This is a genomic window from Aquamicrobium defluvii, from assembly GCF_004363725.1.
Classification (GTDB): domain Bacteria; phylum Pseudomonadota; class Alphaproteobacteria; order Rhizobiales; family Rhizobiaceae; genus Mesorhizobium; species Mesorhizobium defluvii.
This window is the reverse complement of the sequence record NZ_SNZF01000058.1, coordinates 1-7,298: the sequence shown is the minus strand read 5'-3', so window position 1 is coordinate 7,298 and position 7,298 is coordinate 1. Positions and strand designations below refer to the sequence as shown.

Below are 7,298 nucleotides of genomic sequence, written 5' to 3'. Positions count from 1 at the left end.
TCAAACCGGACGCACTTTGATGACCCCACGTTAAGGGGTCCCGTTTGGACGAAAATTACCCCTCAACTGGGGTCCTCATTCCATGAAAAATCACACTTTGATCCATCTCAAGCGCCAACCGGGAAGCATACGGCATTTATGTGGGAGAAGACGCCGTACGCACTTCATGGTGACCCAAACAACTGGCTGGCTGAGCGGGAAAAGCATGCTCAACGAATGTTCGACATGTGGGCGAGTTATGCGCCAAACCTTCGTGCCGCAACAATAAGCAGCTTTTCTCAGAGTCCGCGGGACGTCGCCCTTAACAATCCGAATATGCGTGAAGCTGACGTTTTAATGGGGGCCTTTACCAACGGTCAGATAGGCATCAACCGTCCGTTCGAGGGGGCCGGCAAATATCGGACATTTGTGAATCGGCTTTATCTATGTGGTTCAGCCTCCCACCCGGGTGGCAACATCACAGGTCTTCCGGGATTTATAGCTGCGCAGGAAATACTGAATGATCGTATGGAAGTGTAAATGTATTAAGGCAACTTAGAAAAGAAATACAATCCGAAGCATATCAGGGAAGGAGCGCAGACAGAGATGAGTGGGCTCGTAATCATTAAGCATGAAGCGGTAGTTCCGGTCGACAATCCACCGTTTTTCCCGGAAATCCTTGAGGGAAAGCCAAGGACAAGAGCGTGGCGTTTCTCGACTGCTCTGAATGGACGCGCGGCAGCAGGTATTTGGGAATCCACGCCGGGTGTGTGGCGAATGGACTATAATGGTATCTGGGAGTTCTGCAGTATAATTGAAGGAAGCTGTGTCATCACACCGGAAGGCGGTGTTCCTGTCACTCTTTCTGCTGGAGATACTTTCATATGTGAGCCGGGATTGTCGGGAACATGGCGCGTTATAACAACAATGCAAAAGTATTTCACAGTTATCCATCCTGAAAGGTGATAGGACGAGGCGTTCGACCGGTTTCACTCTCACCATCGCCAAGGCGCTTGTGTTGATTTGCACTTCGTGTTTTTCCGATACTTGCCATATCATGCCTCATCGTGCGCAGTTCGTCCGGATGCAGGCCCGTTTTCTTAGCCGCTCACTGGCAGTCCAAGGAAGTTGCCCAGTGACGGGAACTAAGAGACCGTTTCGAAAGGGGTTGAGGGGCCGGAGTTCAGATGGTTCCAAGGAGTTGCGAGCTTCTTGGAGATTGTCATGTGGACCCCGACCACCCGTCAGCAGCATAGCCGCTCTACGTCGCGATACCAGACCGATTTGACGGACAAGGAGTGGCGGCTGGTCGAACCGCATCTGCCTGCCGCTCGGAAGACAGGCCGGCCCTGTGCCTGGCTGATGCGGGAGATCATCAACGCGATCTTCTATGTGTTGCGCGGCATAGCCTGGCGGCTGCTGCCATCGGATTTTCCGCCGTGGCCGACCGTCTATCGCTGGTTTGCGGCTTTTCGCGACGGTTCGGTGTTTGAGAAGATCAACCACGCACTGGTCATGGCGGATCGCGAACGCGTCGGCCGCGGCGCCAGCCCGTCCGCCGCCATCATCGATAGCCAAAGCGTCAAAACCACCCAAGCCGGTGGGCAACGTGGCTATGATGCCGGCAAGAAGATCAAAGGCCGCAAGCGCCGATCTGGCTGTTGCGATGAACAGAAGCACCCGCGACTGGCCGAACGCGACCTGGCTGTCATACTGGCCGATGAGGCGGGAGCCCTGCGGGATCAGCATCACCTCGATAATGCTCGCGTCTTCGAGATAGCGGGCGATGGCAGGACCGAGTGCCGTGCGTAGCATCCGCGCACCGCGTGAAATGACCTGTTCGTGATTATCAAGCGCCACACAGCCCCCCGTTCCTCGGGCGCAAACATTCGTGCTGCGAACGGAGACGATTAAAAGGGGCAGGAAATCGGGATTTGCAACAAGCTAAGGAATGCCGTGGCGCTGCGACCTACAAAGACAGGCGAATCTCGCTTTCTTCAACAGGGTGCATCAGTCGCTCCGCAGGATCATATAACGAAGAGATTCGGGATAGGAGGACAATGATGCTAACAGGCTGCGGAAGCCGAATATACCTGTTTTGTTCTATCTCGTAGAAAAAACGTTATATTAAACAGCAATTTGCAGCGAATATCGTATCGGCAGTTGCGAGCCTGTGCAACCGCGACGGGGGTCGGCGCGGCTCTCAACCCGAAATGCGCTCTATGGTCGCGCCGCAACCGGAGAGCTTTTCCTCCAGCCGTTCGAAACCACGGTCGAGGTGGTAGACGCGGTTGACGATGGTTTCGCCGTCGGCGGCAAGTCCGGCGATCACCAGCGACACGGAAGCGCGCAGGTCCGTCGCCATAACCGGCGCGCCCTTCAGTTTCGCCACGCCGTCGACGATGGCCGTCTGGCCCGAGAGCGTGATGTGGGCGCCGAGGCGGGCGAGTTCCTGCACATGCATGAAGCGGTTCTCGAAGATCGTCTCGGTGATGTGCGAGCGGCCTTCGGCCATGGTCATCAGGCCCATGAACTGCGCCTGAAGGTCGGTCGGGAAGCCGGGGAACGGTTCGGTGGTGATGTCCACCGGCTTGATGCCGGAGCCGTTGCGATAGACGCGGATGCCTTCATTGGTCGTGGTGATTTCCGCACCGGTGCGGGCAATCGTGTCGAGCGCGGTTTCCAGAAGATCGGCGCGCGCGCCTTCCAGAAGAACGTCGCCGCCGGTCATGGCCACGGCCATGGCATAGGTGCCGGTCTCGATCCGGTCGGGAATGACGCGCACATTCGCGCCATGCAGTTCGTCCACGCCCTCGATGGTGACGGTCGCGGTGCCGGCGCCGGAAATCTTCGCGCCCATGGCGTTGAGGCACTCGGCAAGATTGACGACTTCCGGCTCGCGGGCGGCGTTTTCGAGCACGGTCTCGCCGCGGGCGAGGGAGGCGGCCATCATCAGCACGTGGGTGGCGCCGACGGAAACCTTGGGGAAGCGGTAGCGGTTGCCGCGCAGCCCTTTACCCGCTCTGGCCAGCACATAGCCCGCCTCGACGTCGATGTCGGCGCCCAGCGCCTGCAAGCCGTCGATGAACAGGTCGACCGGCCGCGTGCCGATGGCGCAGCCTCCCGGCAGCGAGACTTTCGCTTCACCCATGCGGGCCAGAAGCGGCCCGACGACCCAGAACGAGGCGCGCATCTTCGAAACCAGATCGTAGGGCGCGGTGGTGTCGACGATGTTCGCGGCCGTGAAGTTGATGGTGCGCGAATAGCCTTCGGTCTGGCTGTGACGGCGCCCGTTGACGGAATAGTCAACGCCATGATTGCCGAGAATACGGATGAGCTGTTCGACATCGGCAAGATGCGGCACGTTCTCCAGGGTCAGCGTCTCGCGCGTCAGCAGCGAGGCGATCATCAGGGGCAGGGCGGCGTTCTTGGCGCCGGAAATCGGAATGTTGCCTGAGAGCCGGTTGCCCCCGACGATCCTGATGCGATCCATGAAGATGCCTCTCCCCGGCGAAATGCCGGTCTGGGATGTGCCGCGCCTTTAGCCGGCAATGCCGGCGTGCTTCAATCGGTTGAAGCGGTCCGTCTAAACCATAGGCGGCCGCTGTTCAAGAAAATGCGCAGACGGGATGGCGCGCAAAGAAACTTGCGGATCAGCTTTCCGGCTTGGTTTGCGCGGCCCCGATGCCCTGCGGACGCTGATCGGCCTCCCCCGCGCGCCTCGCACGGGTCTGGGCCTTGCGCTTCATGAGGTTGGCCCGCAATGCCTCGGCCAGGCGTGCCTTGCGCAAATCCTCGCTGCTGGATGCGGTTCCCTTCCGGTCCTTCATGCCTGCTTTCCCGACGGCTGGATGCAGCCTCATGAATATGGCAAGGGCGTGTCCAAAACAACGTCTTTGCACAGGCTGTTTATGGCCTTGCACTCGGCCAAACGATGTGGCAGAAGACCGCCGCATCCGGTCGCTGCCGTAGCTCAGTGGTAGAGCACTCCCTTGGTAAGGGAGAGGTCGAGAGTTCAATCCTCTCTGGCAGCACCATTTTCTTCCCAAGCAGTGTCAAAAGGTTAGCGTTTTCCGTGGCTTCCGTCAATGCGGACTGCTATGGGAAAGTGCTAGGGCAATGGCTGGCAGGCGGTGGCGAATGCGGGGGCTGTTCAAGCGCAAGGGCTCGGACATTTGGCAGGGTCGTTTCCGAATCCCTGAGAATCTTTGGCGACAACGGGACCGGCTCCTGTCACTCGGCGTCCGGGGTATCGGCAAGGCTCAGGAGTTTGGCCGCTCTACCGGCAAACAGGATCGGGATGAGGCGGGCAAGGCCTATCGGGCGATGCTGGATGCGTGGGAAGCCAAGACGCAGGCGTGGCAAGCGCTCCTAGATTCCGGTCCTGAGTCACTTTCCCACAAGCAGCGTATAGCCATTGCGGCGGATCATGCCAGGGCATTTCTTGCCAAGCATGAGGAGGAGCCGTTTGACGCGCCCCCTGAGGCTGTCTTACCGGAGGTCTCCCCTGATGGGGATGCCGCATGGCTGGCGATGGTGGAGCGGATGGCTTCGCCTGAGCGCGAATCACTCAAGACAGACCTCAAGGAATTTCTCCGGGCTAAGGGAGAGCGGCGCACCAAGCTCGCCTTCCGCCTCCTCCAAAAGTATCCCGGCCTAGGGGCGCTCGTCGGGCGGGACCTAGCGGCAGGCCTTGAGGCAACACATGGTGCGGATACGGATGAAGCGCTTTCGGCTCATGGCCTTCACGTCGATGCAGTAACAAGGCGGCTGGTCAACCTTGAGATGTTGGGCTTCATGGGGGCGGCTCAGCGCGGCCTAGAGGCGAGGCGTGGCGGCGAATATGGCCCGGTGAAGGAATTGGTGGCGGCTCCTGCTTACGTGGCTTCCTCGCCTTCCTCTGAGTCAAAGAGGGACGATGGCGGGTTGCCGCTGGAAGACCTCCTAGATCACAAGGCCAAGACCACAAGCATCCGCCCCAAGACGGTGCGCGACAATCGGCGTACCTGAAAAAGTTCATCGCCTTCCTCGGGCATGGCGATGCGCGGCGGGTCACCAAGGACGATGTGCGGCGATGGCGGGATAGCCTGATGGAAACCGGCCTGTCGCCTAAGACCATTACGGACAAGTACCTATCGGCAGTTCGCGCGGTTCTGACGCATGGGGTCAAGGAGTTCGATCTTCCACTCAATGTGGCGTCTGGCCTCGCTGACAATCGAGACGTGGTGGAGCCTGACACCAAAGGTTGGACTGAGGAGGAGGCCACCCAGATACTCAAGGCCACTTTTGGCGGCTCCACCAAGGATCACTCCGAGCCTCATAGACGGGCACTGTTCTGGATGCCGTGGATTGTCGCCTACCCCCCCTAGGCCGGAGGAGGTTGGTCTGTCTTCTTGGGGCTGGGCGGCTGGCGTTCCTCGGGCGGAATACTCCCGGTCCACCTCCTCGGCGGCTCGGCGGAAGATGTCGGGATCAAGGGACCCGGTGGTGGTGGTGCTGTTGGTCATTTCCATTGTGTCATGCTCCTGCACGGGCGGAGGTGAGGGCGAAGTGGGGCCGGTCCTTGAAGCGCTTCCACTCGGCTCCGATGTCTAGGGAGACTCCAAGCTCCTTTGCGGCCTGCTTCATGGCCCTCACGATTTCGGTCTGGAGCTTGCTATCGAAGTTGACGGCTCCATCATCATCCAGCGGCCAAAGGTCCACGGCGTTGCCGTCCAAGTGGTCGCTGTCATAAGTCTTGGACCATCCCCACTCCACGGCCTTCTTCTGGAGGGCTTCATCACGCTTGCCTGAGCCGATCACAAAGCTGCCCCCTGCAATGGTCTGGGCGCGTTTCACCACGTCCGCCAGCGTCGGGTTGATGGTCTTGAGGTTGGCCTCATGGTTGCCTACCGGGTCGCTGTTCCATTCGATGAACTTGGCGATTTGTCCCGGCCTGCCTCCTCCATCGGTGTCCGGTATCTTGGCGTAGGCGGCGGGAGTTCCTTCAGGGAGGCTATTCCCCTGAGGTCTGAGCGTGGCGGAGGAGTGGCCGGGTGGTCAGCCATGGAGGGCCTTGAGGACTTGGCGCGGCGTGGCGGCGGCACGTTGGCCCTTATAGTGGCCCTTGCCTTTGGAGGTCGGCAGAGAGGCCCATTCCTGCGCAAGGCTATTGAGGAACTGGGTGTCGCTCATGGTGCCTGCCCGCCACTTGGAGAGACCCCGGCGCTCCAGCAAGGCCATGGCAAGGCGGTCCTGCGTCTTCTCGTCAAAGCGTTCCTTGCCGGTAAGGCCAAGCTCCTTGCGGAGGTCCCTGAGGGTGGTTCTGACGATCTGGTATCGGCCCACGGCGGAGGAGTTCCAAGAGTTGTCGGGGTAGCGGAGCATTTTGGACTGGAGGGCGTCCACTTCGTCCAGCGTCATGCCAACAAGGTTGACGGCTCCCCCGGTGAGCCGATCTGCAGACTGCTGCCGATTGCCCCGTCCACTTATTATGAGGTCATCGCCAAGTGCAACGACGTGGACCGTCGGTCAGCCGCGCTCGACGCGACATTGCCATCAAGGTCGAGATACGCCGGGTCTTCAACGAGAGCTTCCAGGCCTAGGGCGTGCGCAAGGTCTGGCGGCAGTTACAGCGACATGGCTACGACGTTGCCCGCTGCACTGTCGCCGGGCTTACGAGGGCGATGGGACTCCGGGGCATCATTGGCGGCAAGCCCGTCAAAACCACGGTGTCAGACAGGGCTTCCTTTGCGTGGCTTTCGTCGTCGATGCCTTGGGCCGCGGCAGGTCGGTTGGCGGGCAAGCCAAACCGCCCATGAGGGCTGCGTGCTCGATGATCGGCGGCCCGTCCATCGCGGCGGGCTGGTTCATCATTCCGACGGCGGCTCCCAATACGTGTCTATTCCCTATTTTAGAACGGCCGGGAGAGGTAGGCATCGAGCCTGTCGGAAGCGTTGGCGACAGTTACGACAATGCTTTCGCCGAAACGATAAACGGTCTTTACAAGGCCGAGGTCATCCATCGGCGGGGACAGCGGCGAAACTTCGAAGCCGTGGAGTTCGCCACGCTGGGATGGGTCGACGGGTTCAACAACCGCCGCGTTCTGTAGCCCATAGGGAACATTCCGCCGGCCGAGGCCGCAGAACGATATTACGCCATGCTGGACGCAGCATTGGCCGCATAACTTATGAGACCTGTGCGCGGGTAGCTGTGGACGGCATTTGCTGTTTGTGATTCGCTCTCCTTGAACGAGAGATTGAGGGCAGCGATGGCACGGCGGCGGATTGGTCAGGAAAGTTTCGGGTTTGGCGACTTTCGGGCGCGCCGCCAGTCATCGT

Annotated in this window: 8 protein-coding genes, 1 tRNA gene and 3 pseudogenes; 7 read left to right on the top strand and 5 right to left on the bottom strand. The window is 60.0% G+C overall.

Going from position 1 to position 7,298, the window contains the following annotated elements:
• The 3 genes and pseudogenes from DES43_RS21765 to DES43_RS21755 all read left to right on the top strand — a co-directional run.
• Positions 1 to 519: phytoene desaturase family protein (locus DES43_RS21765; RefSeq protein WP_425359077.1), on the top strand; the 519-nt coding region annotated here is incomplete at its 5' end.
• A gap of 66 nt (positions 520 to 585) precedes the next feature.
• Positions 586 to 945 carry a cupin domain-containing protein gene (locus tag DES43_RS21760; RefSeq protein WP_084496513.1) on the top strand — a complete coding sequence of 120 codons (360 nt, stop codon included), beginning with the start codon at positions 586 to 588 and terminating at the stop codon, positions 943 to 945.
• 258 nt (positions 946 to 1,203) lie between these two features.
• A pseudogene (locus DES43_RS21755) lies at positions 1,204 to 1,635 on the top strand (transposase); the annotation flags it as partial.
• A gap of 75 nt (positions 1,636 to 1,710) precedes the next feature.
• Here the strand turns inward: DES43_RS21755 and DES43_RS23120 are convergent.
• The 3 genes and pseudogenes from DES43_RS23120 to DES43_RS22575 all read right to left on the bottom strand — a co-directional run.
• Positions 1,711 to 1,839: pseudogene (locus tag DES43_RS23120) on the bottom strand (P-type conjugative transfer ATPase TrbB); the annotation flags it as partial.
• 343 nt (positions 1,840 to 2,182) lie between these two features.
• Complete coding sequence (murA, locus tag DES43_RS21745) at positions 2,183 to 3,472, bottom strand: UDP-N-acetylglucosamine 1-carboxyvinyltransferase (RefSeq protein WP_035027217.1); 1,290 nt, start codon at positions 3,470 to 3,472, stop codon at positions 2,183 to 2,185.
• Positions 3,473 to 3,632: 160 nt separating this feature from the next.
• Positions 3,633 to 3,809 (bottom strand): hypothetical protein, encoded by a 177-nt coding sequence (locus DES43_RS22575; RefSeq protein WP_156953494.1) that lies wholly within the window; start codon positions 3,807 to 3,809, stop codon positions 3,633 to 3,635.
• Between the two features lie 132 nt (positions 3,810 to 3,941).
• Between DES43_RS22575 and DES43_RS21740 the strand changes: the two genes are divergently transcribed.
• From DES43_RS21740 to DES43_RS21730, 3 genes are all read left to right on the top strand, one after another.
• A tRNA-Thr gene (locus tag DES43_RS21740) sits at positions 3,942 to 4,016 on the top strand.
• A 103-nt stretch (positions 4,017 to 4,119) separates the two neighbouring features.
• Positions 4,120 to 4,989, top strand: coding sequence for a hypothetical protein (locus tag DES43_RS21735; RefSeq protein ID WP_133676372.1), 870 nt, complete (start codon positions 4,120 to 4,122; stop codon positions 4,987 to 4,989).
• Between the two features lie 80 nt (positions 4,990 to 5,069).
• Entirely contained in the window at positions 5,070 to 5,348 is a 279-nt protein-coding gene (locus DES43_RS21730) for a hypothetical protein (RefSeq protein WP_133676371.1), read from the top strand.
• Positions 5,349 to 5,496: 148 nt separating this feature from the next.
• Here DES43_RS21730 and DES43_RS21725 read toward each other — a convergent pair whose 3' ends face one another.
• Positions 5,497 to 5,817 (bottom strand): M15 family metallopeptidase, encoded by a 321-nt coding sequence (locus DES43_RS21725; protein WP_208110867.1) that lies wholly within the window; start codon positions 5,815 to 5,817, stop codon positions 5,497 to 5,499.
• Positions 5,818 to 6,018: 201 nt separating this feature from the next.
• Positions 6,019 to 6,381 (bottom strand): lysozyme family protein, encoded by a 363-nt coding sequence (locus DES43_RS22570; protein WP_208110869.1) that lies wholly within the window; start codon positions 6,379 to 6,381, stop codon positions 6,019 to 6,021.
• Between the two features lie 27 nt (positions 6,382 to 6,408).
• Here DES43_RS22570 and DES43_RS21720 point away from each other — a divergent pair.
• Positions 6,409 to 7,144: pseudogene (locus DES43_RS21720) on the top strand (IS3 family transposase); the annotation flags it as partial.
• Positions 7,145 to 7,298 lie beyond the last annotated feature (154 nt).

What these genes read in the sequence shown, in the direction of transcription:
- DES43_RS21760 (WP_084496513.1), top strand. Translation starts at nt 586, where the DNA reads ATGAGTGGGCTCGTAATCATTAAGCATGAAGCGGTAGTTCCGGTCGAC.
- DES43_RS21730 (WP_133676371.1), top strand. Translation starts at nt 5,070, where the DNA reads ATGGAAACCGGCCTGTCGCCTAAGACCATTACGGACAAGTACCTATCG.
- DES43_RS22570 (WP_208110869.1), bottom strand. Translation starts at nt 6,381, where the DNA reads ATGACGCTGGACGAAGTGGACGCCCTCCAGTCCAAAATGCTCCGCTAC.
- murA (WP_035027217.1), bottom strand. Translation starts at nt 3,472, where the DNA reads ATGGATCGCATCAGGATCGTCGGGGGCAACCGGCTCTCAGGCAACATT.
- DES43_RS21735 (WP_133676372.1), top strand. Translation starts at nt 4,120, where the DNA reads ATGCGGGGGCTGTTCAAGCGCAAGGGCTCGGACATTTGGCAGGGTCGT.
- DES43_RS22575 (WP_156953494.1), bottom strand. Translation starts at nt 3,809, where the DNA reads ATGAAGGACCGGAAGGGAACCGCATCCAGCAGCGAGGATTTGCGCAAG.